The following is a 25,573-nucleotide window of genomic DNA, read 5'->3' on the forward strand; positions in this document are numbered from 1 at the left end:
CAACAGCGTGATTCGGCCCCGCCGGGGCGTCCGGCCGGTGCCGTACCGCCTGCCGGCGACGGTGGTAGGCGGACCGAGGGGAATCCTGCGCCTGCGCCCGCGCATGCCTCCGCGAGGCGTGAGGACGGTGCTCGTCAGGGCGGCACGCCGCCACAGGGTGTGACTCGGCCGCAGGGCATGGCCGGCCCGCCGCGTGGGCCGCAGGCGGCTCCGCGGCCTCCGCAGCGTGATCCGGCCCCGCCGGGGCGTCCGGCCGGTGCCGTACCGCCTGCCGGTGACGGTGGTGGGCGGCCGGAGGCGGGTCCGGCGCCTGTTCCCGGGCCGGTGCGTCAGGCCGAGCCGCCGCAGGACGTGCCGCGGCCCTCGCAGCCGGACGGCGCGTCACAGACGACTCCCGGCCACTCCGCGTCGCCCGCCGGTGAGCGCGACGAGCAGCGGCCGCAGGCGGGTCCGGTGCCCGAGCACGACCGGGAGGCCGCGCCGTCGCAGGAGCCCGCGCGGAGCCCTGCCTCGCCGCCGGTGGCCGAGGGTGCGGCGGAAGCCGCAGGCGGCGACGGCCAGGCTCAGCGGCGCCGGAAACGGCCCGCGCCCGCGGTGAGCGGCGCCAAGCCGCGGACGCGCAAGGGGAAGGGCAGGCCGGGGCGGTCGCGCCGGATCTCGTCGATCCTGATCGGGGTCGCCGGCTCGCTGGTCGGCGGTGTCTCCCTCGGCATGTTCGTCGTGTTCGGCCTCGCCAAGGAGGTCCACCTCATGGTGGACGGCGAGCCGATCGACATCCACACCTTCGCCGACACCGTCGCCGAGGCGCTGGAGCGTGCCGACGTGAAGATCGGCCCGGCCGACTACGTCTCGCCGAAGCCCACCCAGCGCATCGCCGACGAGGGCCGCATCGAGGTACGGCACGCCCGCAAGCTCACCCTGATCAAGGACGGCCGCACCACGGTCCACACCGTCACGGCGCTCAACGTCGGCGACGCGCTCGAGGAGCTCGACCTCGACCCCGACAAGGTCAAGCTCTCCGCGTCGGTGATGCGGCAGATCCCCCTCACCGGCCTCCGCCTCAGCGTCACCACCATCCGCGAGATCGACGTGGTCAAGGACGGGCGGCGGATCCGCATGACCACCACCGCCCGGACCATCCGCGAGGCGCTGGAGAGCAACGGCATCACCGTCGGCAAGGACGAGAAGGTACGGCCCAAGCTGTCCGCCTTCCCGGAGGACGGCCAGGTGGTCCGGATCATCCCGGTCACCCCGCCGCGCACCGAGCCGATCCGCCCCGAGGTCGCCCGCCTCAACTGGAACGCTCTCGCCCAGTGCGAGACCGGCGGCAACCCGCGCGCGGTCGACCCGGCGGGCACGAACTTCGGCATGTACGCGATCAGCCTGCAGATGTGGCGCGCGGTCGGCGGCAAGAAGACCCCAGTGGACTGGCCCGCCGAGGAGCAGACCTACCGGGCCCAGCTGCTCTACCAGAAGGTGGAGGGCCGCTGGCAGCGGCAGTGGCCGAACTGCGGGTCCCGGCTCTTCGACTGACCGCGGCGCGGCACGGCCGGGGCCGTCCGGCCCGGTCCCGGGTACGGCCGTGCCCGCCGTACCGCGCGGACGACCCGAGCGCCCCGCCGGGTGCGAGACACTTGGGGGGTGCTTAGGGGAGAGACGGGGAGTGGGAAGCCGTGAGCCTGCTCGGCCCGGCGGACATCCGGGTGCTGGCCGACAAGCTGGCCCTCCGGCCGACGAAGCGGCTGGGCCAGAACTTCGTGATCGACGGCGGCACCGTGCGCCGCATCGTCCGTACCGCTGAGCTCAGCGCCGACGACGTGGTGATCGAGGTGGGCCCGGGCCTGGGCTCGCTCACCCTCGCCCTGCTCGAGCAGGTGCGCAGGGTGATCGCGGTGGAGATCGACCCGGTGCTCGCCCGGCAGCTGCCGCACACCGTGGCCGAGCGCATGCCCGAGGCGGCCGACCGGCTCACCGTCATCACCGCCGACGCGCTGCGGCTGCGCCCGGACGACCTCGACGAGGCCCCGGACGTGCTCGTCGCCAACCTGCCGTACAACGTGGCCGTGCCGGTCGTGCTCCACCTGCTCGAGGTGCTGCCCACGCTGCGCGGCGGCCTCGTCATGGTGCAGGCCGAGGTGGCCGACCGCCTCGCCGCCCGCCCCGGCTCCAAGATCTACGGCGTGCCCTCGGTGAAGACCGCCTGGTACGCCGAGGTGCGCAAGGCCGGTCCGGTCGGCCGTACCGTGTTCTGGCCGGTGCCGAACGTCGACTCCGGCCTGGTCGCCCTCGTCCGCCGCGACCCGCCCCCGACCGCGGCCACCCGCGAGGAGGTCTTCGCCGTCGTCGACGCCGCCTTCGCCCAGCGCCGCAAGACCCTGCGCGCCGCACTCGCCGGCTGGGCGGGCGGCGCCGCCCGCGCCGAGGAGATCCTCAAGGCCGCCGGCATCGACCCGGCCGCCCGGGGCGAACAGCTCGAGATCACCGACTTCGCCCGGATCGCCGAGGCCGCCCGGAAAATCGGGTAGCCGCCGTGGTCAGGGCGTGCCCTGGCCGAGCGCGTCCTGCGGGGCGAAGGTGATGGTGATCTGGCGGCCGTTGGCGTAGCTGACCACGGGGCGCTGCAGCATGCCGCCGACCCGGCGGGCGACCGCCTGGAACGGCTCCACCATCTCCGGGGTGTCGGCGCTCACCCGGAACCGTCCGCTCTCCACGAGGTGCCGGGCGACCAGGGGGGGCGAAGTTCGCCTCCGCCCGGATGCGCTCCTCCGCGTCGAGCGGGGTCTGCCGGGACGCGGGCTGCGCGCCGGTGGACCGGGTGTCCAGAGGGCGGGGCATCGCGATCTCCTCGGGTCGGCTCTGGGTAAGAGAGCCAGAAGTGCCCCGCCCGGGTTGCGTGCCGCCGCTACGGCCACCTCGCCCGGCGGTGGGCGTCGGCGAGGGTGTGCACGATCTCCGGGGCGGTCGGCCGCGGCGCGGGGGAGCGGGAGAGGGCGCGGCGGACCAGGTGGTCGAGCGGCCGGGGGAGGTGGCCGAGGCGGGGGTCGGCGTGGACCACGCGCTCGGCCATGGTGAGCGGGTCGCCCTCGCCGAAGGGGTGGATGCCGCTCGCCGCGTACGCCACCAGGCAGCCCCAGGCGAAAATGTCCGCGGCCGGGGTCACCTCGCCGCCGGTCACCTGCTCGGGGGCCCACCAGCCGGGGGAGCCCACGACCTCGCCGGTGAGGGTCTCGACCGTCGCGTGCCGGAGCGCCCGGGCGATGCCGAAGTCGATCACGCGGGGACCCGCCGCGGAGAGGATCACGTTCGCCGGTTTCAGATCCCGGTGCACCAGGCCGGCCGCGTGGATCGCGGCCAGCGCGGCCGCCGTGCCGTACGCGGTCTCGAGCAGGAGCGCGGGCTCCAGGGGACCGGCCTCGCCGACCCGCTCGGCCAGCGAGATGCCCTCGATGTACTCGGTCACCAGGTACGGCCGGCCGTCCCCGGTCACCCCGCTGCCGAGCACCCGGGCGGTGTGCGGCGACACCACCCGGCGGGTGTGCGCCACCTCGGCGCGGAACCGCGCCACGAGGCCGGGGTCGGCGGCGTACTCGCGGCGCAGCAGCTTCACCGCGACCGGCCGCCCCGCCGGGTCCGCGCCGAGGTAGACGGTCCCCATGCCGCCCTCGCCGAGGCAGCCCAGCAGGGTGTAGCCGCCGATCCGCGCCGGGTCGCCCGCCCGCAGGGGCATGCGACCGCGCGGAAACCTGGACGTGCGCGGAAAATGGCGCGCGCCTGGGCGCTGTGTGCGATGCAAAAGATCCCCCTCGACGCTTGGTCCCCCTCGGAAACGCAGGCGCGGAACGGCGCGTGGACGCGCCGCCGCCGGGTCACCCGGTCACGACGGCTCCGAAGTCCACGGACGCGGCGATCTCGCGCGACCGGGACAGGCCGCCGGCGTGCGGGAGGTGGGGGATGCCCTTGTAGCCCGGGGCCAGCAGGTGCACGTCCCGGTGCACGCCCTCGCCGAGCAGCCGGACGAGCGCGACCGCGCCGCCGTGCGTGGCCTGCTCGTCGGGCACGCCGACCGCCATCCACTCCTCGCCGACGCCGGTCACCGACCAGCCGAAGTGGTCGTAGGCCTGGATGCGCACCCGCCCCTCGGTGACGAACGAGCCGGGTCCGCCGTCGAGCGGCACGACCGTCACCGAGCCCGCCTCGGGCAGCCCGCGCACGGCCTCGAACGGGGCGCCGACGAGCAGGTTCCCGCCCGCGAACCCCAGCGCGTGGCCGAACTCGTCGCCGCGCTCCGGCGCGTCGGGCAGTCCGCCCGCCCCCTGGCGCAGCAGGCGCACCGCCCGCGGCCCGGCCTTCCCGCCGGCCTCGTAGAGCCGTACCACGCCCGCGTCGGTGGCCTCGCCCACGTCCGCGCCCGGGGCACCGGCCGCGAGGTAGCCCAGGCCGCCCCACTCGCCGTAGGCGAGCGCGTGGCCGTACCGGTCGCCCGCCCGCTCCGGCAGGCCGTCGTCCGCCCCGGCCAGGTGGCGGCTCACCGCGTGCACCCTGCCGCCGCCGCGCCCGGTCACGTCGTACACGATCGTGATCGCGCCCGCGTCGCGCCCGGCCCCGGCCTCGATGTCCTCGTACGGCGCGCCGATCACCAGGTCGAGGGCCTCGGGGTCGCCGCCGAGCCGCCCGAGCGCGAGCGACCAGCCGAACATGTCGCCGGGCTCGGCGACCCCCGGCACGCCCGGCGTCTCCTGGGTGATCCGCAGCGCCTTGGCCACCTTGCGGCCCGGCCCGACGGTGAACACGTGGACCGCGCCCGCCCGGCGCACTCCGCCCACGTCCTCGTACGGCGCGCCGACCGCGACCACGCCCTCGGCGGCGGCCACCGACCAGCCGGCGTTCGCCCCCGCGCCCGCGTCGACGGGGAGCGCCGTGGCGTCGACCTGGGCGAACGTGGGCCGGGCGCCGCGCCCGCCCCAGTAGATCACCGCGCGGTTCCGCTCGGCGTGCGGGCTGCCCACCACGAGGTCCGCGCAGCCGTCCCCGTCCACGTCCGCCAGCCGCATCGCCGCAGGCGCCCGCGCGCTGGTCAGCAGCGCGTCGGCCGCGTCGACCCGCGGGAGGCCCTCCTCGGTGCCGAGCAGCACGTGCACCGACCCGGCGCCGGGTTTGCGGAAGTGCGCGTTCGGGTCGCCCACGGCGAGGTCCGGGTACCCGTCGCCGTTGTAGTCGGCCCCGTCCCCCGGGGCGCACGCGAGCCGCGTCGCGTCGGCCGCACGCACCCCGCCCGTACCGTCGAGCCGCGGGACCCCACCGGCGTGTGTCGTGGCGGCGAGGAGGAGCGCGGCCGCCAGCGCGCCCACCGCCCTCACAGCCGGACCCGGATCGTCTCGCCGCCGGGCACGAACCGGCCGACCAGCATGCGGGGGAACGCGGTGTTCGCCAGGCCGTAGCTCACCGTGAGCATGAGCCGCGCGCCGGGCGCGATCGTGGTGGGGACCTGCCCCGGGTAGTACGGCCGGTGCCGCTGCCCCAGGTCGTCGACGAGGATGGGCAGCTCCCCGGCGAGGGGCGCCTCGTCCGGCCCCATGTTCACCAGCGTCATGCGGATGCGGCAGGTCTGCCGGTCGGGGTTGAGCACGCCGCCGGTGTGGTTCCGGTAGCCGCACTCCGGCTTCTCCACGACGAGCTGCGGCCCGTGGTACGTGGCCGCGAGCGGGATCCGGCGGCCGACGTCGGTGACCCGCGCGGGCTTGTCGAGCACGTCGAGCGAGTCGGGCCGCTCGTTGTGGTCGATCCGCGAGGCGACCATCAGCGTCACGGTCACCGCGAGCGTCACCAGCAGCGCGGCCCGCGCGGCCCGCAGGCCACGCCCCGGGCCGGACCGCGCCGGTTTCCCCTCGTCCTCGCCCGCCCCCGGGTCCCCGTCCGGCTCGGCCTCCCGCCCCGCCGCGGCGTCCGTCGTGCCGGCCGCCTCGGCCGGGGGCGGGGTGACGGCCGCCGCGGGCGCCCCCTCCGCCGGTACGGCACGGCCGGCGGCGGCCATCGCCGCGCTCGGGGCGGCCCGCCGCGCGCCCGCGGCCCCGGCGGTGAGCGCCATGTCCGGGGCCGGCCCGGCCGTACCCGCACCGAGGTCGCCCTCGGCGGGGTCCGGCACGCCGTACCCGCTCGGCGACGGCGGGCGGTCCGGAAGGCCGATGGCGGGCGCGTCCGCGTATCCGTTCGCCGCCGCGGCGCCGCGCAGCCAGTTCGGGCCGGGGTCGGTGTTCGTGATGTCCGGGGCCACCGGCCGGGTGCCGGGCGGAGGCGCGGCCGCGGGCAGGGCCGGCCCCTCGGCCGCGGGCGCCGCGTCCCCCGGCTCGACGAGCCGCAGCAGCAGGTCACGGGCGGTGGGCCGACGGTCCGGATCGCGGTCGAGGGCTCGCCGTACCAGGTGGTCGAGCGGCGGCGGCAGCGGGCCGATCTCCGGGTCGGCGGTGCGCACCCGCTCGGCCATGATCTCCGCGTCGCCCTCCCCGAACGGGTGGCGGCCCGTCCCGGCGTACGCGACCAGGCAGCCCCAGGCGAAGATGTCCGCCGCCGACGTCACCTCGCCGCCCGCGACCTGCTCCGGGGCCCACCAGCCGGGCGTGCCGACGAGCACACCCTCCCCGGACGGGTCGTCGAGCGCCCGGGCCACCCCGAAGTCGATGATCCGCGGCCCCAGCGGGGAGAGGATCACGTTCGCCGGCTTCAGGTCGAGGTGCACCACCCCGGCCGCGTGGATCGCCGCGAGCGCCGCGGCCACCCCGAACGCGACCCCGTGCAGCGACCCGGAGTCCAGCGGCCCGGACCGCCGGATGCGCTCGGCGAGGGAGATCCCCGGGATGTACTCGGTGACCAGGTACGGCCGGCCGTCCTCGGCCACCCCGTCGTCGAGCACCCGGGACGTGCAGAACGACGACACCCGCCGCGCGCTCATCACCTCGGCGTGGAAACGCTCGGCGAACCCCTCCCGCCGGGTGTGCACCTCGCGGACGATCTTGACCGCGACCGGCCGACCGTTCTCGTCGCCCGCGAGATAGACCGTGCCCATTCCGCCTTCACCGAGGCGGCCGCGCAGCCGATACGGTCCCAGCCTTTCCGGGTCGTCCGGACGTAACGGCTGCGCCGTCGAGTCGTGGCCGTCGATTGGAGTCCCTTTCCCGTCCACCCGAGAACCCCCGACCGGTAACCGTACCGACAGCGAATCGACCCCTCCACCCCGAAACGCATAGGGCTGTACGGAATAGCCATCACAAAACGCGACAAATAGCGATGGAATATCAATTTCAAGGACAAAAAGGTCGTTTTACTCGGGCCCTGGAACGGCCGTTGGCCCGCGGGCGGGCGGGGGCGGTTCGCGGCGGGCTCTAGGATCGGGATGCCGGTGTGGCGAGGGAGAGGCTGTGTCGGATAGCAGGGCGGATAGCAGGGCGGATACCAGGTACGTGACCGTCGAGGCCCCCGCGAAGATCAACCTGCGGCTCGCCGTGGGCCCGGTGCGCGCGGACGGCTACCACGAGGTGCTCACCGTGTACTTCGCCGTCGGGATCCGGGACCGGCTCCGGGCGAGCGCCGCGGACGACCTGACCGTCGAGGTCGTCGGCCGCCAGGCCGAGCTCGTGCCGGTCGACTCGAGCAACCTCGCGGTGCGGGCGGCGCGGCTGCTCGCGGAACGCGCCGGGGTCCGGGCCGGGGCGCACCTGCGCATCGACAAGCGCATCCCGGTCGCCGGGGGCATGGCGGGCGGCAGCGCGGACGCCGCCGCCGCGCTCGTCGCCTGCGACCGCCTGTGGAACCTGAACCTCGGCCGCGACGCGCTCATCGAGCTCGGCGCCGAGCTCGGCAGCGACGTGCCGTTCGCGGTGCACGGCGGCGTCGCGCTCGGCAGCGGGCGGGGCGAACGGCTCGATCCGCTGCCCACCCGGCACGTCTTCGACTGGGTGCTCGTCCCGGCCGAGGGCGGGCTGTCCACCCCCGCGGTGTACGCCGAGTGCGACCGCATCCGCGAGGAGACCGGGTGGGAGCCGGTCCCGCCGCGGGTGGAGGAGGAGCTGATCGGCGCGCTCGAGCGGGGCGACGCCGCCGCGCTGGGCCGGGCGCTCGCGAACGACCTGCAGCCCGCCGCGCTCCGGCTCAACCCCGCGCTCGAGGCGACCCTGCGCACCGGCCGCGAGCTCGGCGCGCTCGGCGCCCTCGTCTCCGGCTCCGGCCCGACCTGCGCGTTCCTCGCCGCGGACGGCGCGCACGCGGCCGCGCTGTGCAAGGGGTTCGCCGAGGCGGGCCACACCGCGATCCACGGCACCGGCCCGGCCCCCGGGCCGCGGGTGGTCGACGACGGCCGCTACCCGGACGAGGCCGCCTGGTGCGCGGCCTTCCCCGCCGCCGATAGCCTTACCTGACGATGAATCTGGTCAATCTGGAGTCGGTCACCCTCGCCTACGGGCCCAAGCCGCTGCTGCACGAGGTCTCCCTCGGCGTCGCGGAGGGCGACCGCATCGGGGTGGTGGGCCGCAACGGCGGCGGCAAGACCACCCTCATCTCCGTCCTCGCCGGGGTGCTCAGGCCCGACTCGGGCCGGGTGACCCACGCCCGCGACGCGCGCATCGGCTTCCTCGCCCAGCGGGACGAGCTCGACCCGGACCGCACCGTGGGCGAGCTCGTGCTCGACGGGCGGGCCGAGCACGAGTGGGCGGGCGACGCCCGGATCCGCGACATCCTCGCGAGCCTCCTCCCCGACGTGGACCTGTCGGCCCAGGTGGGCCCGCTGTCCGGCGGGGAACGGCGCCGCGTCGCGCTCGCCCGGCTGCTCGTCGGCGAACACGACCTGATCATCCTCGACGAGCCGACCAACCACCTCGACATCGAGGCGATCGACTGGCTCGCCCGGCACCTGGTGGCGCGCCGCTGCGCGGTCGTCGTGGTCACCCACGACCGGTGGTTCCTCGACGCGGTGTGCACCCGCACCTGGGAGGTCGTGGACGGCGACGTGCACCGGTACGAGGGCGGGTACGCCGCGTACGTGCTGGCCAAGGCGGAGCGGGCGCGGCTCGCCGCCGCGGCCGAGGAGCGCCGCCAGAACCTGCTCCGCAAAGAGATCGCCTGGCTGCGCCGCGGCCCGCCGGCCCGGACCTCCAAGCCGAAGTTCCGGATCGAGGCCGCGCAGGCGCTCATCGCCAACGAGCCGCCGCCGCGCGACACCGTCGAGCTCATGGCGTTCGCCTCGGCCCGGCTCGGCAAGACCGTCTACGACCTGGAGCGGGTCACCCTGCACGCGGGCGGCCCCGGCACGGGCCCGCTCGTGCTGCGCGACTGCACCTGGCAGCTGGGGCCCGGGGACCGGATCGGGCTGATCGGCGTCAACGGGTCCGGCAAGACCACGCTGCTGCGGCTGCTCGCCGGCGAGGTGGCCCCCGACTCGGGCCGCGTGGTGCGCGGCAAGACGGTCCGCCTGGCGTACCTGTCGCAGGAGCTCGCCGAGCTCGACCCGAACCAGCGGGTGCTCACCGCGGTCGAGGAGATCCGCAAGTACGTGCGGGTCGGCAAGCGCGAGTGGACCGCCTCCCAGCTGCTGGAGCGGCTCGGCTTCCGCGGCGAGGCCCAGTGGAAGCTCATCCGCGACCTGTCCGGCGGCGAGCGGCGGCGGCTGCAGATCCTGCGCCTGCTCATGGACGACCCGAACGTGCTGCTGCTCGACGAGCCCACCAACGACCTCGACATCGAGACGCTCAACGAGCTGGAGGACCTGCTCGACGGCTGGGCGGGCACGCTCGTCGTGGTGAGCCACGACCGCTACTTCCTCGAGCGGGTCGCCGACCGCTGCGTCGCCCTGCTCGGCGACGGCCGGCTCTCCCTGCTGCCCGGCGGCGTCGACGAGTACCTCGCCCGCCGCGCCTCCGGCACCGCGGTCACCGCCCGTGCCGCCGAGGCCGCCCGGGCGGCCCGGCAGGCCGAAGCCGCGGCCAAGGAGGCGGGTCAGGCGAAGGCCGCGACGCCGTCCGGCCTGTCGGCGAAGGAGCTGCGCGAGGCGCAGAAGGAGCTCGCCCGGCTGGAGCGCCGCCTGGAACGGCTCGCCGAGCAGGAGTCCCGGCTGCACGAGGCGATGGCCGAGGCCGCGGGCGACTACACCCGGCTCGCCGAGCTCGACGCCGAGCTCAAGGAGATCCAGGCGCAGCGGGAGGCCGTCGAGACCGAGTGGCTGGAGCTCGCCGAGCGCATCGGCGGGTGAGCCCGCGGCACGGCCCGCCCCGCGCGGGCCGTGCCGTACGGCGCGGCCCTACCGGTCGGAGTCGAACGGCGCGAGCAGCGTGCGCAGGTGGTCGGCGAGCGTGCGCTGGGCCTCCCTGTCGAGCCCGGCGAGCAGCTCGCGCTCGCGGCGCAGCAGGTCGGCGAGGGCGGCGTCGACCCGGGCCATGCCCTCCTCGGTGAGCGAGACGAGCACGCCGCGGCGGTCCTCCGGGTCCGGGCGGCGCCGTACCAGCCCGGCCGCGGCGAGGCGGTCGATGCGGTTGGTCATCGTGCCCGAGGTGACGAGCGTGGCCCGCAGCAGCTGGCCGGGGCTCAGCTCGTACGGCGCGCCGGACCGGCGCAGCGCGGTGAGCACGTCGAACTCCCACGGCTCCAGGCCGTGCTCGGCGAACGCGGCCCGGCGGGCCCGGTCGAGGTGCTTGGCGAGCCGGGACACCCGGCTGAGCACGTGCAGCGGGCTCACGTCGAGGTCCGGCCGCTCCTTGCGCCAGGCCCGGACCAGCCGGTCGACCTCGTCCTCGACGGCCGGCGCGGCCTCGGGCTCGTCCCCGGTCCTGCCGCCGGGATCGGTGTCCGTCATCGGCCGGGTACCCTCGTCCCGGCCCGTCCTGCCCGCCGCGCCCTGAGCGCCCTGACCTGCCCCGCCGCTGCGTTCCACCACGTCACCAGTGTAACTCTCTTGACGTCGAGATATCTCGCTCGCCTATCATTATCTTGATGTCGAGAGATATCTGGGACCCGGACGCCTACGCGCGGTACGCGGACGAGCGCGCAAGGCCGTTCTTCGAGCTGCTCGCCCGGGTGCGCGCGACCGACCCGGCGTACGTGGTCGACCTCGGCTGCGGCACCGGCGAGCTCACCGCCACGCTCGCCGCGCGCTGGCCGGGCGCGACCGTGCACGGCCTCGACTCGTCCCGGGCCATGATCGCCAAGGCACAGGAGACCGCCCGTGCCGCGCCGGGCCGCTCCCTCGTCTTCGAGGAGCTCGACCTGCGCGCCTGGCGGCCGTCCCGCCCGGTCGACGTGCTCGTCTCCAACGCCGTGCTGCACTGGGTCCCCGAGCACCGCGACCTGCTGCCCACCTGGGTCGACGCGCTCGCCCCGGACGGCTGGCTCGCCTTCCAGGTGCCCGGCAACTTCGACGCCCCGAGCCACGTGCTCGTCCGCGAGCTGTGCCGTACCACCTGGCGCGACGAGCTCGGCGACGCGGCCGCCGCGGTGCTCGCCGAGGCGCCGGTGGGCGACCCGGAGGAGTACCTCGGCATCCTCGCCGAGGCCGGGTGCGCCGTGGACGCCTGGGAGACCACCTACATCCACGTGCTGCCCGGCGAGGACGCGGTGCTCAACTGGATGACCGGCACCACGCTGCGGCCGCTGCTCGACCGGCTCACCCCGGACCGCCGCCGCGCGTTCCTCGCCGACTGCGCCCGGGTGCTCGGCCGGGCGTACCCGCGCGAGCCGTACGGCACGCCGTTCCCGTTCCGGCGCGTCTTCGTCGTCGCCCACAAGGGCTGAACGCGCGGCCCACCGGCGCGGGTCCGCCCGATCCCGGGGCGGCCGGGCGGTCAGATCGGCGTGTAGCGCAGGATCGCCGCGAGGTCGCCGCCGCCGGGCACGTCCGGGCGGCGCAGCGCGTACACCCGGCCGCCGGTGAGCCACACCCGGGTCACGATCTCGTCCACCACGCCGTAGACCGGGCCCTCCATGGCGTCGGCGAAGGTCACCGCGCCGGTCTCCTCGTCGACGTGCCCCGGCACCACCGTGTCCATGTCGAAGAAGAGCGTGTCGATCGCGCCGGTCGTGGCGAACCGCGCGGCGTCCGCGATGTCGGTGACGGTACGGCCCCGCGCGTAGCGCTCCTCGAACAGCTCGTGCAGCGCGCGCAGCCGGTCGGCGTGGTAGCGGTCGAGCACCTCGCGGGCGTCCTTGAGCAGCACGTCGTCGCCGAGCGGCTCCGGGCTGAGCGGGATCGTGATCGGCACCAGGTCGGGGTAGCGGCAGACCGCCCGGAAGGCCCCGTCGAGCGGCTCGGTCGCGGCGAGGATGAGCGGGATGCCGCGCTCCGGCAGCACGGGCCGCAGCGCGTCGTTGACCAGCCGGGCGAACTGCCGTATCCGCACCTTCTTGCCCTCGAGGCCCTTCAGCCGGTGCACGGCCGCGTGGTCGGCGACCGTGCCGGTGCCCACCGAGCTCTCCAGGTCGGCCGGCATGCCCGGCACCGTGATCGTCTCCAGCGGCAGGTCGGGCAGGATCTGCATCACCCGCACCGAGTTCTGCGACAGGGCGAGCACGAACGCGGTCTGCGGGAACGTCACCGCGCGCAGCAGCGGCTTGACGTAGAACCGGTCGGCCACGACCGCCTGCCGTACCAGCCGGTTGGGCAGCCGGAACGTGACCAGCGACGACACCGTGGCGAACAGCGCGAGCGTCCGGGCCTGGTGGCGCCAGAACAGGTCGTCGTCCGCGAGCGCGGCGATCTGCTCTCCACGCCCGCGATCTCGTCCTTGTCCGCGCCGAGTGCGCGCATCCGCTCGAACGCCTCGCGGGTGAGGTTCCCCAGGCCGATGCGTTCCGCCTCCCCCAGCGACTCCGGCGAGGTGGGCAGGTAGAGCGAGACGCACCAGGGCAACCGGGTCCGCATCAGCGCGTCGATGTCGGACCGGGTCGGAATGTCGGTATGCAGCTTCATGGCTTCCCTCTCCTTTTCGCCGTACCTGGCGGTTACCCGCCAGAACCGGAGGGAAGCCTGACGGCCCGCACCAGGGCCGGCGGCGGCTCAGCCCGCGATCGCCCGGGCGAGCGCGTTGCTCCCGTCCGGGCTGAGCGGCTCGGTGAGGAACACCGGCCCCTGGGCCATGAACCGCGGCTCGGTGCCCCGGTGCTCGTCGGCGGCGTGCACGGTGAGCGGGTGCACCAGGTACACGTCGCCCGGCGCGCCGGTGGCGTACGCGAGCGGCCGGTGCGCGCTCGCCTCGTCGAGCAGCGGCCCGGCCTCGAACGGGTCCCACGTCTTCTCGCCCAGCACCTTGAGTGCGTCCCGGTGCGACCCCACCCGGATCCGGGTCGGCGCGTCGTCCGGGCCGACCTCGGACAGCAGGGTGAGCAGCAGCATCGTGTGCGAGCGCGCGCCGCACCGGAAGGAGCCGTCCGGCATCGCGATGTTGAGGTCGATGTGCCAGCCGCGGTCGTCGGCGGGCGGCACCCGCGGGAACCGGATCGGGATCGTGCCGAGCGCGCCGCGCGGCCGCCACCCGCCGGGCCCGCAGATCTCGTCGAGCGCCTGCGCGAGCCGCGGGCTGCGGGCGATCTCCCCGAACGGCCCCTCGCCGGTCATGTCCGACGCCCACACCACCGGCTGCGTCCATCCGCCCGGGTCGTCCGGCGACAGCCCGATCCGCCGCCACAGCAGCTCCCGGGCGGCGTCCGCCACCTCGCGCGGCACGGACGCCTCCAGCTTGACGAACCCGTCGGTGACGAACCGCTCGACGTCCACAACGCTCATGGCCCCCACGCTATCGGGCGTGTCCACCGATTTTTTCCGGCCGAATCCGGGGCCGCCGGTGCCCGGAAAGCGGGCCGGACCGCCCCAGGGCGGCCCTGGGACGGTCCGGGTGGGTGCCGCCGCGGGACGGGTCACCGCACGGTGACGGTGACCGGCTGGTGGACGCCGCGGCGGGGGAGCCGCACGGTGAGGGTGCGGCTCGCGGCGTCATAGGTGTACGAGCCGGGCCGCAGCGCGGCGCCGTCGACGGTCACGGCCGACGGCCGCGCGGCGTTGCGCAGCGACAGGGTCCACTCGCGGGCGGTCGCCTGCCCGCGGTAGGCGCCCTTGGCCGGGCCGATGCGCACCCGGTGCACCGGCCCGGTCCGGGTGTAGTCGATCCGGGTGGTGAGGCTCTTCAGCCGCCCGGCGGGCGCGCCGTCGTCCTCCTGCAGGGTGAACGAGCCGGGGGAGCCGAGGCCGACGGTGACCGTCACCTCGGTCAGCGGGTGCCGCGCGTGGTTCGCGACGTCGCCGGTCCGGGTGACCAGGATGCCGCCCGATTTGAGGAAGACCGGCATCGTGTCGAGGGTGCTGGTCACGGTGTGCGTGGTGCCGCCCGGGTAGGTGCGGCCGGTGAAGATGTCGGTCCACTCGGCGCCCGGCGGGAACCAGACCGTGACCGAGGCCTGCTCGCCGGGCCGGGTCACCGGGGCGACGAGCAGGTCCGGGCCGTACAGGTACTGGGTGTCCGCGGTGGCGTAGGCCTGCTCCTCGTCCGGGTACTCCAGGTACATCGGCCGCACGATCGGCACGCCGGTGGCGTGCGCCTCCCGGGCGAGCGTGTAGGTGTACGGCACCAGCCGCTCGCGCAGGTTGAGGAACCTCTTGGCCGAGGCGTTCGCCGCCGGGCCGTACTGCCAGGGCAGCCGGTCGCCGTGGTTGCTGTGCAGCCGGTCGATCGGCTGGAAGGTGCCGAGCTGCACCCAGCGGGCGTACAGGTCGTCGGGGAGCCTGGTGGTGTACCGGATCTCGTCCCCGACCTTGTACCGCTCGGAGCCGCGCAGGTTCCCGGGGTCGTTGTGGCCGCCGATGTCGTGGCTGATCGCGGCCGTGCCGGTGGCGGCGGACTCGGCCGGGGTGGCGCCGACGGCGTACCGCAGGGTGCCCCAGCTGCCGGTGCTGTCGCCGGTGAAGTGCACCGTGGTGCGCTTCTCCGCCCACGGGCCGGTGGGCGGGCCCGCCGGCCCGGCGTACGGCCCGGACTGCAGCGAGCCGTAGGCGCGGGAGAGCACGAAGCCGCGGCCGATGAGCCGGTCGGCCCGGCGGGCGTAGTGGTGGTTGATCCACGCGTCGGGGGTCACCCCGGCGAGCGAGGACCGCGACGCGTCACAGCACCAGTCGAGCCACCAGAAGTCGGTGCCCTGCTCCTCCATCTCGGCGTGCAGGTCGAGGTACGCCTTGAGCTGGTCGGGGTCGCCCCAGTCGAAGACGTGGCAGTCCGGCCCGGCCGGGCAGCCGCCCCGCTGCAGCCTGCCCTTCGCGGTCTGCTGCGCCCGGGCGAACTTCGGGTCGTCGCCGAGGATGCTCGGGTGGATGTTGAGCACGGTGTGCAGGCCCTGCGACCTCGCCCAGGCGAAGAACGCCTTCGGGTCGGGGAACTTGGCCCGGTCGATCTGCCACCCGCTCCACGTGTTCGGCGCCTTGAAGTCGGTGTCCACCACGAGCACGTCGAGCGGCACGCCCTCGGCGCGGAACCGGGCCACGAGCGTGCGGAAGTCCTCGTCGGTGCGGTCGAAGTACTGGGAGAACCACACCCCGTACGCCCACTGCGGCAGCAGCGCGGGCGGCCCGGTCAGCGTGGCGAGCTCGGACAGGCCGCGCTTGTAGTCGAGGCCGTAGCCGAACACGTACCCGTCCTGGTACGGCCGGCCGCCGTGGCCCGGCCGCGGCGTGACCGTGCCGCGTGACGGGTCGAACAGCGCGGAGTGGGTGTCGTCGAGCAGGTACCAGCCGTCCCGGTGGAGCAGGCCCGGGGTGGCGGGCGGGTCGCCCTGGTCGCCGTCCACGCCGTCGAGGCTGCGGCGGTAGCCGCCGAGCGCGAGGTGCGGCGGCGGCGCGGCCGCGCCCGCGGCGGTCACCGCGATCGTGTCCGGGTTGACGTGGCAGCTCGCCGCCTCCGGGCAGCCGAGGGTGATCTCGTTCGTGCCGGCCTTGAGCGGGACCGGGACGGAGACCGTGCGCCACGTGGACCAGTCGTCGGTCTTCGGGAAGGTGATCTCCCGGGTGTCGTCGCCTGCGGTGACCGTGGCGGTGCGGTCCTGGTGCCGCCCGTCGGCCCCGGTGCCGTTGGCGTACCGCACGTGCAGCAGGTAGGTGCCGTCGGCGGGCACGTCGGTCACGCGGGTCGTGAGGCTCGCCCCCTGGTGCAGCTCGGCGACGAATCCGGTGCCCGCGAAGCCCTTGTGGTCGGCGGCGATCTTCCCGGATCCGGTCACCCGGCCGGACTCGGCCTCACAGCTCGTGCCGTACCGGCAGGACGCGATCGCGGTGGCGGAGACCGGCGGGTACTCGGCGTCCGGCGGGGTCAGCGCCACGCTGTCCACGTTGACGTGGCCGGAGTCGTCGGCCGTGCGGGTGAGGGCGATCAGGTGCCGCCCGGCGTCGAGCTCCAGGTCGGCCGTTGCCACGGCCCAGGTGTCCCAGTCCGGGGTGGTCGGCAGGGTGATCGTGCGGGCCGCGCCGCCGTCCACCGTGAGGCTGAGCGTGCGGGTGGTGTGCCGCCCGTCGCCGCCGACGGCGTTGGCGTACCGCACGGCGAACCGGTACGTCCCGGCCGTGCCGACGGTCACCTCGGCGGTGAGCGTGTCCCCGACCGCCTCGAACCCGGCGAGGAAGCCGGTGCCGGTGTACCCGGCGTGGTCGGTGGCGACCGCGAGCCCGGCCTGCGACTGGCTCTCGGCCTCGCACAGCGCGCCCACGTCGCAGACGACCCGCCGCCACGGGGTGGCGGTCACCGGGGTGCGCCCGGCGGTGAGGCTCACGGTGAGGTTCTCCGGGCCGAACGGGCCCGAGCCGAGCCGGTAGCGCAGCGTGAGCGCGCTCGTCTTGATGGTGAGCCAGCCGTCCGCCTGCGTCGCGGTGAACTTCGGCCGCGGGAACGCGTCCCGGCCGATCACGTTGAACGTGGGCTTGTCGACGAACCGGCCGTCGTCGGCGTACTCGGTCCGGATCAGCGTGGGGGACAGCACCTGGAAGCGCGCGTTCCCGGCCGTCACCGTCCGGTCGCGGCCGGTGGTCTCCGCGGCCGCGCCACCGGCCGTCGCGGTGGTCGCGGCGACGGTCGCGGCCGCCGTCACGGCGGCGAGGCGGCGCACCGCGGTCCGCCACCGGGCGCCGCGCCGTGGCCTGGGTCCGGTCACGTTGCGTCTCATGGTCACCTCGAGCGATGCAGGCGAGTGCCGGGCCGACCTTGTCCGAACCGTTCACGTTCGATCGAGAATGCGACCGATCATGAACGTTTAATCGCAACTATTGACCGAGAAAGTGCGAAAGGCAAGACAAGATTGCTGACAATCGGTCATCGGAGGATGTGCCGGGCAGGCCGTGCGGGCGGCCGCCGGTCGCGGCGCGCGGTGCCGGAACGGCGGCGCGCGAGCGGGCCGCGGCAGGTGGGTCAGGGCGCGGGGAGATCAGATCACGTAGCGCTCGAGGGCGGTGAGCCGGCCGCCGGCGTGGTGGGCGACGGCGAACGCGCCCTTGTCGAGGTGGGTGTCGGCGAGCCGCCCGGCCTCGGGGAAGCGCTGCTCGGCCACGGCGGCGAGCAGCTCGGGCAGCACCTTGCCGTGGCTGCACACCGCGGCGGGCTCGCCCGCGTCGAGCAGCCCGAGGGCGGCCGCGAGGGTCTCGCGGGCGTCGTACCCGGTCTCGGAGAACCGCTCGTCGCGCCGGATCTCCAGCCCGGCGCCGCGGGCGTACGGGGCGAGCGTCTGCACGCAGCGGCGGCTCGGGGAGCTCACCAGCACGGCCGGGCGGTAGGCGCGCAGCACCCGGGCGAGCGTCTCGGCCTGGGCCTCGCCCGCCTCGTCGAGCGGCCGCAGCTCGTCGTCGCCCGGCCGGCCGGTACGGCTGCCCGCGGTGGCGTGCCGGACGAACACCAGGGGGGTGGCGAGCAGCGGGAGGCGGGCGAACTCCTCCAGCAGGGCGACGTCCGCGAGGTAACTGAGGCGTTCGCGGGCCTCGCGCACCGGCAGCCAGGCCACCTCGTCGATCTCGTCGCCGTCGGCGGGCTCGCCGTACCCGATCACGCGGGCGGTCCAGTAGTCCACCCGCTTGAGCCGGCCGCGCACCAGGTAGTGGACGGGCGGCAGGGCCGGCCCGAGGACCACCTCAAGGCCGGTCTCCTCGGCGACCTCGCGCAGGCACGCCTCGATCACGTGCTCGCCGGGGTCGAGCTTGCCCTTGGGGAACGCCCAGTCGTCGTAGCGGGGCCGGTGTACCACCGCCACCTCGGGGTCGGCGGGGTCGCCCCGCCACACCACGGCACCGGCCGCGAGGATCGGGTCGATCGGGCGGGCGTACGGCTCAGGCATCGACCGACCTCCACCGGCGGGTCGCGATCAGATGGTGGTGCAGGTCCACGAGCGGCTCGCCGTTCTCCCCGCGGTGGTGCCGGGTCCAGGTGCCGTCCGGGTTGAGCCACCAGCTCGCGGTCGTGTCCGACATCGCCAGGTCGAGCAGGTGGGACAGGTAGGCGCGGTGCTGCGGGCTCGACACCCGCACCAGCGCCTCGACCCGGCGGTCGATGTTGCGGCGCATGAGGTCGGCGCTGCCGATCCAGATCTCCGGCCGCCGTCCCCCGCCGAACTCGTAGATGCGCGAGTGCTCCAGGAACCGGCCGAGGATGCTGCGTACCCGGATCGTCTCCGACAGCCCCGGGATGCCCGGCCGCAGCGCGCAGATGCCGCGCACCCACAGGTCGATCGGCACCCCGGCCTGGGACGCCCGGTAGAGCGCGTCGATGATCTGCTCGTCGACGATCGCGTTCACCTTGATCCGGATCCGGCCCGGCCGCCCGGCCTTGACGTGGGCGATCTCCCGCTCGATCCGGGCGAGCAGGCCCGAGCGCAGCGAGTGCGGGGCGACGAGCAGCCGCCGGTACGCCGAGTGGTTGGAGTAGCCGGTCAGGTGGATGAACAGGTCGGTGACGTCCTCGCCGACCAGCGGGTCGGCGGTGAGCAGGCCGAGGTCCTCGTACTGCCGGGCGGTCTTGGGGTTGTAGTTGCCGGTGCCGATGTGGCAGTACGTACGCAGCTCGCCGGAGGCCTCCTGGCGCACCACGAGCGCGAGCTTGCAGTGGGTCTTCAGGCCGACCACGCCGTACACCACGTGGCAGCCGGCCTTCTCCAGCTTGCGCGCCCAGGAGATGTTCGCGTGCTCGTCGAACCGCGCCTTGATCTCGACCACCACGACGACCTGCTTGCCCGCCTCGGCCGCGTCGATGAGCGCGTCCACGATCGGCGAGTCGCCGCTGGTGCGGTAGAGCGTCTGCTTGATCGCCAGCACGTCCGGGTCGGCCGCGGCCTGCTCGATGAACCGCTGCACGCTCGTGGCGAACGAGTCGTACGGGTGGTGCAGCAGCACGTCGCGCTCGCGCAGCACCGCGAAGATGTCGTCCTCGGCGTGCACCGCCTCGGCCGGCACGAACGGGCGGTAGCTCAGCTCGCCGCGGTCGAGGTCGGCGATCGCGTGCAGGCCGGTGAGGTCGAGCGGCGCGGGCAGCCGGTAGATCTCGTGCTCGGCGACCCCGAGCTCGGCGACGAGCAGGTCGAGCACCTCGCGGCTGATGGTGTCCTCCACCTCCAGCCGCACCGGCGGGCCGAACCGGCGCTTGAGCAGCTCGCGCTCGAGGGCCTGCATGAGGTTCTCGGTGACGTCCTCGTCGACCTCGAGGTCCTCGTTCCGGGTGACCCGGAACACGTCGTGCGACACGATCTCCATGCCCTTGAACAGCTGCCCGAGGTGGGCGGCGATCACGTCCTCGAGCGGCACGAACCGGGTCGGCGACACCGAGACGAAGCGCGGCAGCTGGGAGGGCACCTTCACCCGGGCGAACACGGTGTGGCCGTTCGCCGGGTTGCGCACGGTCACCGCGAGGTTGAGCGACAGGCCGGAGATGTACGGGAACGGGTGGGCGGGGTCGACCGCGAGCGGGGTGAGCACCGGGCGGATGCGGTCGCGGAACAGCCTGCGCAGCTCCGTGCGCTCGTCCCGGGACAGGTCGTCCCACCGCACGATCTCGATGCCCTCGGCGGCGAGCGCGGGCAGGATGCGCTCGTGGAAGCAGGCCGCGTGCCGGCGGGCGAGCTCGTCGGCGAACGCGGCGATGCGCACCAGCTCCTCGCGCGGCTTCAGGCCGCTCTTGGTGCGCAGCAGCAGGCCGGTCGCCATGCGGCGCTTCAGCCCGGCGACGCGCACCCGGAAGAACTCGTCGAGGTTGCTCGCGAAGATCGCCAGGAAGCGCACCCGTTCCAGCAGCGGGACCGCGGGGTCCTCGGCCAGCTCGAGCACCCGCTGGTTGAACCTGAGCCAGCTCTCCTCACGGTTGAGGAAGCGGTCGGCGGGAAGCGGGGTCCGGTCCGCTTCCCCCGCTTCCTCGGGGTGCACAATCCCGGCAGACATGTGACAAAACTGCCCTATCAACGTGAACGACGCGTGAAGCGCGTCGCAACGGACACTTCACGTTAGTCGCTCAAGCTAACTCTCGTCAGCGTTCGCGGTCGCGTGATCACCGTCCGTGGCGGCGGCCGTGGCCTGCGGCGACGCGGCGGGCGCGGGGCCGGTCACGCCGGCCTTGGCGGCGGCCTTCGCCTGGCGCGCGGCGAGCTTGGCCTGGGCGCGCAGCTGCCGGGCGCGGGCCTTCTCCTGCTCGCGCCGCAGCTTCTCCAGCTCCTTGCGCTGGCGTTCCCGCGCCTTCTCCTGCTCCTTGATCCGCCGCTCCCGCGCCTTCTCCTGCTCGCGCCGCTCCTTCTCGCTGAGCGGTGCGGTGGTGATCGTGGTGACCGGCGGGGTGATGATCAGCCCGCGCGACTCCTCGCTGATCGTGGGGTTGGGGTCGAGGCGGTTGAGGCCGTTCCAGGCGAGGTTCACCAGGTGGGCGGCGACCTCCTCGCGGGGCGGCTTGCGTACGTCGAGCCACCACTGCCCGGTGAGCGCGACCATGCCCACGAGCATCTGCGCGTACATCGGCGCGTAGTGCGGGTCGTAGCCGTGCGCGGCGGCCGCCTCGGCGAGCACGTCCTCCACCTGGCGGGCGATCTCGCTGATCAGGCTGGCGAACGTGCCGGTCCCGGAGGCGGCGTGCGAGTCGCGGACCAATATGCGAAAGCCCTCGCTGCTCTCCTCGATGTACTGGAGCATCGCGAGGGCCGCGCGTTCCAGTTTCAGCCGGGGAGGCGCGTCGACGAGTGACTGGGTCACCATGCTGAGGAGCCGTTGCATCTCGCGGTCCACCACGACCGCGTAGATGCCCTCCTTGGCTCCGAAGTGCTCGTAGACGACTGGCTTGGAGACCTTCGCCTTGGCGGCGATCTCCTCTATCGAGGTCCCGTCGAAGCCCTTTTCGGCGAAGAGAGCCCGGCTGACCCCGATCAACTGCTCACGACGTTCCTTGCCGGTCATGCGTCTACGGGATCGGGGTTCCGTCATATGTCAAATAATGGCCCGCGCGCCGGGGTGCGTAGCAAGTCGATCACCCGGCGCGCGCGCCTATGGGCAGGTCAGGCGGCCTTTATGGGCCGGGCGGCCTTCTCGGCGTTGGCGAGCCGTGTCGCCAGGCGTTCCGGATCCGGCCATTTGACGCTATGGACCCAGCCGAGTTGTTCGAACCACCTGATCACCCGGGCGCTGGGATCGAGCTGGCCCTTGAGCGCGCCGTGCCGCGCGCAGGTCGGGTCGGCGTGGTGGAGGTTGTGCCAGGACTCGCCGAACGACGGGATGGCGAGCCACCACACGTTGCGCGACTTGTCCCGCACCTGGAAGTCCTCGTCGCCGAACACGTGGCAGATCGAGTTGACCGACCAGGTGACGTGGTGGAGCAGCGCGACGCGGACCAGGGTGCCCCAGAAGAACGCGGTGAGCGCGCCGCTCACGGACCAGGTGACGAGGCCGCCGATGAGCGGGGGCAGCAGCAGCGAGGCCGCCGCGAGCACCGGGAACAGGTCGTGGATGCGCTTGATGTCGCGGTCGGCGAGCAGGTCGCGGGCGTACTTCTCCCGGTTGGTGCGCTCCCGGGAGAACAGCCAGCCGACGTGGGCGTAGAACAGCCCCTTGGTGAGGGCCTTCCAGTCGTTGCCGAAGCGCCACGGCGAGTGCGGGTCGCCCTCACGGTCGGAGTACTTGTGGTGGCGGCGGTGCGTGGCGACCCAGTCGATCACGCCCATCTCGAGGGCGAAGCTGCCGGCGACGCCGAGCACGATCTTGAGTAACCGGCTGTCGGTCTTGAACGACCCGTGCGTGAAGTAGCGGTGGAACCCGACGGTGACGCCGAGGCCCGCGAACACGTAGAACACGGCCCCGATGATCACGTCGGTCCAGCCGATGAACCGTCCCCACGCCATGGGGATCGCGGCGAAGAGCGCGAGGAAGGGGACGACCACGAAGACCACGAGCAGCACGCGCTCGAGGTTGCTCTTCGGCTCGGGTTCCAGGTCGGGTTTGGGCGGGGGAGGGACTCGATCGACCGTGACTGTCATGGGCTACCTCACGTTGTGCGGAGTTCGACTGGCTACGCCACCGTAACCTACGCCAGCGTAAGTAAGGAATCCAGAGCAGATAAATGTGGAGAAGGTTACGGCTCGCCCCGCATCTCGTGGTGCTTTCGTGACTTGCGCCGCGGGGTCGGATCTGCTACTGCCCGAATTGGGCACGCGTACGCCGGAGAAGGTCGGTATCCTGAGATCGTGTTTCGGGCGTGAGCTGCCAATCGCGCGAATGCCCGGACGCAACCGATCCCGGGTCGTCTAGGGGCAAGACTACAGATTTTGGTTCTGTCAACGGAGGTTCGAATCCTCCCCCGGGAGCCGATCTTCCATCAACTCCCCCGCCGTCCACCGGGGCGCCGGACTCCGGCACCCCGGCGTGTCGGCGTGTCGCCACGCCGGGACGTGCCCGAACGGGGCGGGGCCCGGTGGCCGGCGGGGGAGTGGCAGGTAAGCTCACCATGGCGGGCTGGTAGCCGTCTGGGTGCGTGAGTACCGTTTAGGTGCGTTGGGTAGCTGTCGGTTGTCCTGGTCCGTCATGTCCATTCGACGCCGAGGGAGCCGCAGTCCGTGAGTGTGCCGCGCCCGGCCGCAGTGATCGTCCTCGCCGCAGGCGAGGGCACCCGGATGAAGTCGAAGAAGCCGAAGGTCCTGCACGAGCTGTGCGGTCTCGCCATGCTCGACCACATGCTCGCCGCCGCGCGCGGCCTTGAGCCCGAACGGCTGATCCTGGTCGTCGGGCATGCGCGGGAGCAGGTCGAGCGGCACGTCGCCGCCTCCGCCCCGGACGCCGAGATCGTCGTCCAGGAGGAGCGGCGGGGCACCGGGCACGCCGTGCGCACCGTGCTGGAGAAGACCGGCCCCATCGAGGGCACGATCCTGGTGACGTACGGCGACACGCCGCTGCTGCGTACCGAGACGCTCGCCGCACTGCTCGGCGACCACGCCCGGGAGGGCAACGCGGTCACCGTGCTCACCGCGGTGGTGCCGGACCCGACCGGGTACGGCCGCATCGTCCGGGACGCGGCGGGGGCCGTGCTGGAGATCGTCGAGCACCGGGACGCCACGCCCGAGCAGCTGGCGATCCGGGAGATCAACTCGGGGGTCTACGCCTTCGACGGCACCCTGCTCGCGGACGCGGTGAAGCGGGTCTCCTCCGCCAACGCGCAGGGCGAGGAGTACCTCACCGACGTGCTCGCCATCCTCCGCGAGGACGGGCACCGCGTGGGCGCCAGCGTCGCCGCCGACCACGTCGAGGTCGAGGGCGTCAACGACCGGGTCCAGCTCGCCTTCGCGCGCCAGGTGCTCAACCGGCGCATCCTCGAGCGGCACATGCGCGCCGGGGTCACCGTGATCGATCCGGCCTCCACCTGGATCGACGTGAACGTCACCCTCGCGCCCGACGTCGTGATCCATCCCGGCACCCAGCTCCACGGCCGGACCACCGTGGGGGAGGGCGCCGAGATCGGCCCCGCGACCACGCTCACCGACACCGAGGTGGGCGAGTACGCGGTGGTGCGGAACGCGGTGAGCGTCGGCGCGGTGATCGGCCCGCACGCCCAGGTGGGACCGTTCGCGTACCTGCGGCCCGGCACGGTCCTCGCCCGCAAGGCGAAGGCCGGGACGTTCGTGGAGATGAAGAACACCCAGGTCGGCGAGGGCACGAAGGTGCCGCACCTCACCTACGCGGGGGACGCCGTGATCGGCGCGGGCACGAACATCGGCGCCGCCACGGTTTTCGTCAACTACGACGGGGTGGCCAAGCACCGGACGGTCGTGGGCGATCACGTGTTCATCGGCTGCGACACCATGCTCGTCGCGCCGGTCACCGTCGCGGACGGCGCGTACACGGCGGCCGGCTCGGTGATCACCGATGACGTTCCCCCCGGTGCGATCGGCGTGGCGCGGGCGCGGCAGCGCAACGTGCGCGAGTGGGTGCTGCGCAGGCGCGCGGGCACCGCGTCCGCGGCCGCGGCGCAGCGGGCGATCGCCGAGCAGACCGAGGCGACCGATCGGGTCGAACAGACCGCAGAGGTCGACAAGGTCGGGACGGTCGACGGCGCCGGCCCGGCCGCGGAGCAACAGGAGAAGTAACGTGAGCGGTATGAAGAAACCCGGTGAGAACAATCTCATGTTCTTCTCCGGCCGGGCCCATCCGGAGCTGGCCGAGGAGGTGGCGACGCATCTCGGTATTGAGATCACGCCGACGAAACTCACCGATTTCGCCAACGGCGAGATTTATGCCCGTTATCTGGAATCGGTGCGTGGGTGCGACGCCTTCGTGATCCAGTGCCACACGGCGCCGATCAACAAGTGGATCATGGAGCAGCTGATCATGGTGGACGCGCTCAAGCGGGCCTCCGCCAAGCGCATCACCGTGATCATGCCCTTCTTCGGCTACGCCCGGCAGGACAAGAAGGGCCGCGGCCGGGAGCCGATCACCGCGCGGCTCATCGCCGACCTCTTCAAGACCGCCGGCGCCGATCGGCTCATGGCGGTCGACCTGCACACCCCGCAGATCCAGGGCTTCTTCGACGGCCCGGTGGACCACCTGTTCGCCCTCCCGGTGCTCGCCGGCTACATCGCCGACAAGCTCGACCCCGAGACCACCACGGTCGTCTCGCCCGACACCGGCCGGGTACGGCTCGCCGAGCGCTGGGCCGACCGGCTCGGCACCCCGGTGGCCTTCATCCACAAGCGCCGCGACCTCGACGTGGCGAACCAGGTGAAGGTCTTCGAGGTGGTCGGCCAGGTGAAGGGCCGTACCTGCGTGGTGATCGACGACATGATCGACACGGCGGGCACGATCTGCAAGGCGGCCGACGCGCTCTACGAGCAGGGCGCGGTCAACGTGATCGCCGCGGCGACCCACGCGGTGTTCTCCGGCCCGGCCGTGGACCGATTGAAGAACTCCTCGATCAGCGAGGTGGTGGTCACCAACACCCTGCCGATCCCGGAGGAGAAGCGGTTCGACAAGCTCACCGTGCTGTCCATCGCCCCGACGATCGCCCGGGCGATCCACGAGGTGTTCAGCAACGGCTCGGTCACCAGCCTGTTCGAGGGCGACACCTGAGCCGGC

20 protein-coding genes and 1 tRNA gene are annotated in these 25,573 nt (G+C 73.7%); 8 read left to right on the forward strand and 13 right to left on the reverse strand.

Translation table 11 applies throughout. The annotated features are described in order from the left end of the window. Window positions 1-324: 324 nt before the first annotated feature. Window positions 325-1,533: a resuscitation-promoting factor gene (locus FHX40_RS01105; protein WP_142257870.1), complete on the forward strand. Its 1,209-nt coding sequence runs from the start codon at window positions 325-327 to the stop codon at window positions 1,531-1,533. Window positions 1,534-1,673: 140 nt separating this feature from the next. After that, complete coding sequence (gene rsmA, locus FHX40_RS01110; protein ID WP_211350126.1) at window positions 1,674-2,525, forward strand: 16S rRNA (adenine(1518)-N(6)/adenine(1519)-N(6))-dimethyltransferase RsmA; 852 nt, start codon at window positions 1,674-1,676, stop codon at window positions 2,523-2,525. A 9-nt stretch (window positions 2,526-2,534) separates the two neighbouring features. Here the strand turns inward: rsmA and FHX40_RS24865 are convergent, their stop codons facing one another. The 4 genes from FHX40_RS24865 to FHX40_RS25350 all read right to left on the reverse strand — a co-directional run bounded on the left by FHX40_RS24865 (window position 2,535) and on the right by FHX40_RS25350 (window position 7,177). Beyond that, complete coding sequence (locus FHX40_RS24865; RefSeq protein ID WP_170198672.1) at window positions 2,535-2,690, reverse strand: hypothetical protein; 156 nt, start codon at window positions 2,688-2,690, stop codon at window positions 2,535-2,537. A gap of 212 nt (window positions 2,691-2,902) precedes the next feature. Then, complete coding sequence (locus FHX40_RS01115) at window positions 2,903-3,727, reverse strand: serine/threonine-protein kinase (RefSeq protein ID WP_142257871.1); 825 nt, start codon at window positions 3,725-3,727, stop codon at window positions 2,903-2,905. Between the two features lie 139 nt (window positions 3,728-3,866). Next, the gene (locus tag FHX40_RS01120; protein ID WP_170198673.1) at window positions 3,867-5,348 is read right to left on the reverse strand and encodes an FG-GAP repeat domain-containing protein; all 1,482 of its coding nucleotides are present in this window, start codon (window positions 5,346-5,348) and stop codon (window positions 3,867-3,869) included. Window positions 5,349-5,353: 5 nt separating this feature from the next. After that, window positions 5,354-7,177, reverse strand: coding sequence for a serine/threonine-protein kinase (locus FHX40_RS25350; protein ID WP_268241040.1), 1,824 nt, complete (start codon window positions 7,175-7,177; stop codon window positions 5,354-5,356). Between the two features lie 235 nt (window positions 7,178-7,412). On the opposite strand from FHX40_RS25350, the gene FHX40_RS01130 reads away from it, so the two are divergent. Together FHX40_RS01130 and FHX40_RS01135 are read left to right on the forward strand one after the other, a co-directional pair. After that, window positions 7,413-8,408: a 4-(cytidine 5'-diphospho)-2-C-methyl-D-erythritol kinase gene (locus FHX40_RS01130; protein WP_142257873.1), complete on the forward strand. Its 996-nt coding sequence runs from the start codon at window positions 7,413-7,415 to the stop codon at window positions 8,406-8,408. 2 nt (window positions 8,409-8,410) lie between these two features. Next, the gene (locus FHX40_RS01135; protein ID WP_142257874.1) at window positions 8,411-10,234 is read left to right on the forward strand and encodes an ABC-F family ATP-binding cassette domain-containing protein; all 1,824 of its coding nucleotides are present in this window, start codon (window positions 8,411-8,413) and stop codon (window positions 10,232-10,234) included. A 48-nt stretch (window positions 10,235-10,282) separates the two neighbouring features. On the opposite strand, the gene FHX40_RS01140 is transcribed toward FHX40_RS01135, so the two are convergent. Then, complete coding sequence (locus tag FHX40_RS01140) at window positions 10,283-10,834, reverse strand: MarR family winged helix-turn-helix transcriptional regulator (protein WP_142257875.1); 552 nt, start codon at window positions 10,832-10,834, stop codon at window positions 10,283-10,285. 137 nt (window positions 10,835-10,971) lie between these two features. Between FHX40_RS01140 and FHX40_RS01145 the strand changes: the two genes are divergently transcribed. Next, window positions 10,972-11,769, forward strand: coding sequence for a trans-aconitate 2-methyltransferase (locus FHX40_RS01145; RefSeq protein ID WP_142257876.1), 798 nt, complete (start codon window positions 10,972-10,974; stop codon window positions 11,767-11,769). Between the two features lie 50 nt (window positions 11,770-11,819). Here FHX40_RS01145 and FHX40_RS01150 read toward each other — a convergent pair whose 3' ends face one another. The 8 genes from FHX40_RS01150 to FHX40_RS01180 form a co-directional block, all read right to left on the reverse strand. Further along, window positions 11,820-12,662, reverse strand: coding sequence for a baeRF11 domain-containing protein (locus tag FHX40_RS01150; protein WP_211350128.1), 843 nt, complete (start codon window positions 12,660-12,662; stop codon window positions 11,820-11,822). Next, entirely contained in the window at window positions 12,566-12,943 is a 378-nt protein-coding gene (locus tag FHX40_RS25355; protein ID WP_211350129.1) for a hypothetical protein, read from the reverse strand. Before FHX40_RS25355 ends, FHX40_RS01150 begins: the two co-directional genes overlap by 97 nt. 87 nt (window positions 12,944-13,030) lie before the next feature. After that, window positions 13,031-13,756, reverse strand: coding sequence for a phytanoyl-CoA dioxygenase family protein (locus FHX40_RS01155; RefSeq protein WP_142257877.1), 726 nt, complete (start codon window positions 13,754-13,756; stop codon window positions 13,031-13,033). A 131-nt stretch (window positions 13,757-13,887) separates the two neighbouring features. Next, window positions 13,888-17,169 carry a TIM-barrel domain-containing protein gene (locus FHX40_RS01160; protein WP_142257878.1) on the reverse strand — a complete coding sequence of 1,094 codons (3,282 nt, stop codon included), beginning with the start codon at window positions 17,167-17,169 and terminating at the stop codon, window positions 13,888-13,890. 258 nt (window positions 17,170-17,427) lie between these two features. Further along, complete coding sequence (locus FHX40_RS01165; protein WP_142257879.1) at window positions 17,428-18,327, reverse strand: NUDIX hydrolase; 900 nt, start codon at window positions 18,325-18,327, stop codon at window positions 17,428-17,430. Continuing rightward, complete coding sequence (locus tag FHX40_RS01170) at window positions 18,320-20,416, reverse strand: RNA degradosome polyphosphate kinase (protein WP_142257880.1); 2,097 nt, start codon at window positions 20,414-20,416, stop codon at window positions 18,320-18,322. The genes FHX40_RS01165 and FHX40_RS01170 overlap by 8 nt, the downstream gene beginning before the upstream one ends. A 75-nt stretch (window positions 20,417-20,491) precedes the next feature. After that, window positions 20,492-21,415 carry a TetR/AcrR family transcriptional regulator gene (locus tag FHX40_RS01175; RefSeq protein ID WP_142261468.1) on the reverse strand — a complete coding sequence of 308 codons (924 nt, stop codon included), beginning with the start codon at window positions 21,413-21,415 and terminating at the stop codon, window positions 20,492-20,494. 98 nt (window positions 21,416-21,513) lie between these two features. Then, window positions 21,514-22,488: an acyl-CoA desaturase gene (locus FHX40_RS01180; protein ID WP_142257881.1), complete on the reverse strand. Its 975-nt coding sequence runs from the start codon at window positions 22,486-22,488 to the stop codon at window positions 21,514-21,516. Window positions 22,489-22,744: 256 nt separating this feature from the next. On the opposite strand from FHX40_RS01180, the gene FHX40_RS01185 reads away from it, so the two are divergent. From FHX40_RS01185 to FHX40_RS01195, 3 genes are all read left to right on the forward strand, one after another. After that, a tRNA-Gln gene (locus FHX40_RS01185) sits at window positions 22,745-22,815 on the forward strand. A gap of 249 nt (window positions 22,816-23,064) precedes the next feature. Next, window positions 23,065-24,588, forward strand: a complete 1,524-nt coding sequence (gene glmU, locus FHX40_RS01190; RefSeq protein WP_142257882.1) for a bifunctional UDP-N-acetylglucosamine diphosphorylase/glucosamine-1-phosphate N-acetyltransferase GlmU — start codon at window positions 23,065-23,067, stop codon at window positions 24,586-24,588. 10 nt (window positions 24,589-24,598) lie between these two features. After that, window positions 24,599-25,567 (forward strand): ribose-phosphate diphosphokinase, encoded by a 969-nt coding sequence (locus tag FHX40_RS01195; protein ID WP_229788828.1) that lies wholly within the window; start codon window positions 24,599-24,601, stop codon window positions 25,565-25,567. The last annotated feature ends 6 nt before the right edge of the window (window positions 25,568-25,573 follow it).

This window comes from Thermopolyspora flexuosa (assembly GCF_006716785.1).
GTDB classification, from domain to species: domain Bacteria; phylum Actinomycetota; class Actinomycetes; order Streptosporangiales; family Streptosporangiaceae; genus Thermopolyspora; species Thermopolyspora flexuosa.

What these genes read in the sequence shown, in the direction of transcription:
- FHX40_RS01115 (WP_142257871.1), bottom strand. Translation starts at nt 3,727, where the DNA reads ATGCCCCTGCGGGCGGGCGACCCGGCGCGGATCGGCGGCTACACCCTG.
- FHX40_RS01135 (WP_142257874.1), top strand. Translation starts at nt 8,411, where the DNA reads ATGAATCTGGTCAATCTGGAGTCGGTCACCCTCGCCTACGGGCCCAAG.
- FHX40_RS01140 (WP_142257875.1), bottom strand. Translation starts at nt 10,834, where the DNA reads ATGACGGACACCGATCCCGGCGGCAGGACCGGGGACGAGCCCGAGGCC.
- FHX40_RS01145 (WP_142257876.1), top strand. Translation starts at nt 10,972, where the DNA reads ATGTCGAGAGATATCTGGGACCCGGACGCCTACGCGCGGTACGCGGAC.
- FHX40_RS25355 (WP_211350129.1), bottom strand. Translation starts at nt 12,943, where the DNA reads ATGAAGCTGCATACCGACATTCCGACCCGGTCCGACATCGACGCGCTG.
- FHX40_RS01155 (WP_142257877.1), bottom strand. Translation starts at nt 13,756, where the DNA reads ATGAGCGTTGTGGACGTCGAGCGGTTCGTCACCGACGGGTTCGTCAAG.
- FHX40_RS01160 (WP_142257878.1), bottom strand. Translation starts at nt 17,169, where the DNA reads ATGAGACGCAACGTGACCGGACCCAGGCCACGGCGCGGCGCCCGGTGG.
- FHX40_RS01165 (WP_142257879.1), bottom strand. Translation starts at nt 18,327, where the DNA reads ATGCCTGAGCCGTACGCCCGCCCGATCGACCCGATCCTCGCGGCCGGT.
- FHX40_RS01170 (WP_142257880.1), bottom strand. Translation starts at nt 20,416, where the DNA reads ATGTCTGCCGGGATTGTGCACCCCGAGGAAGCGGGGGAAGCGGACCGG.
- FHX40_RS01175 (WP_142261468.1), bottom strand. Translation starts at nt 21,415, where the DNA reads ATGACCGGCAAGGAACGTCGTGAGCAGTTGATCGGGGTCAGCCGGGCT.
- FHX40_RS01180 (WP_142257881.1), bottom strand. Translation starts at nt 22,488, where the DNA reads ATGACAGTCACGGTCGATCGAGTCCCTCCCCCGCCCAAACCCGACCTG.
- FHX40_RS01195 (WP_229788828.1), top strand. Translation starts at nt 24,599, where the DNA reads ATGAAGAAACCCGGTGAGAACAATCTCATGTTCTTCTCCGGCCGGGCC.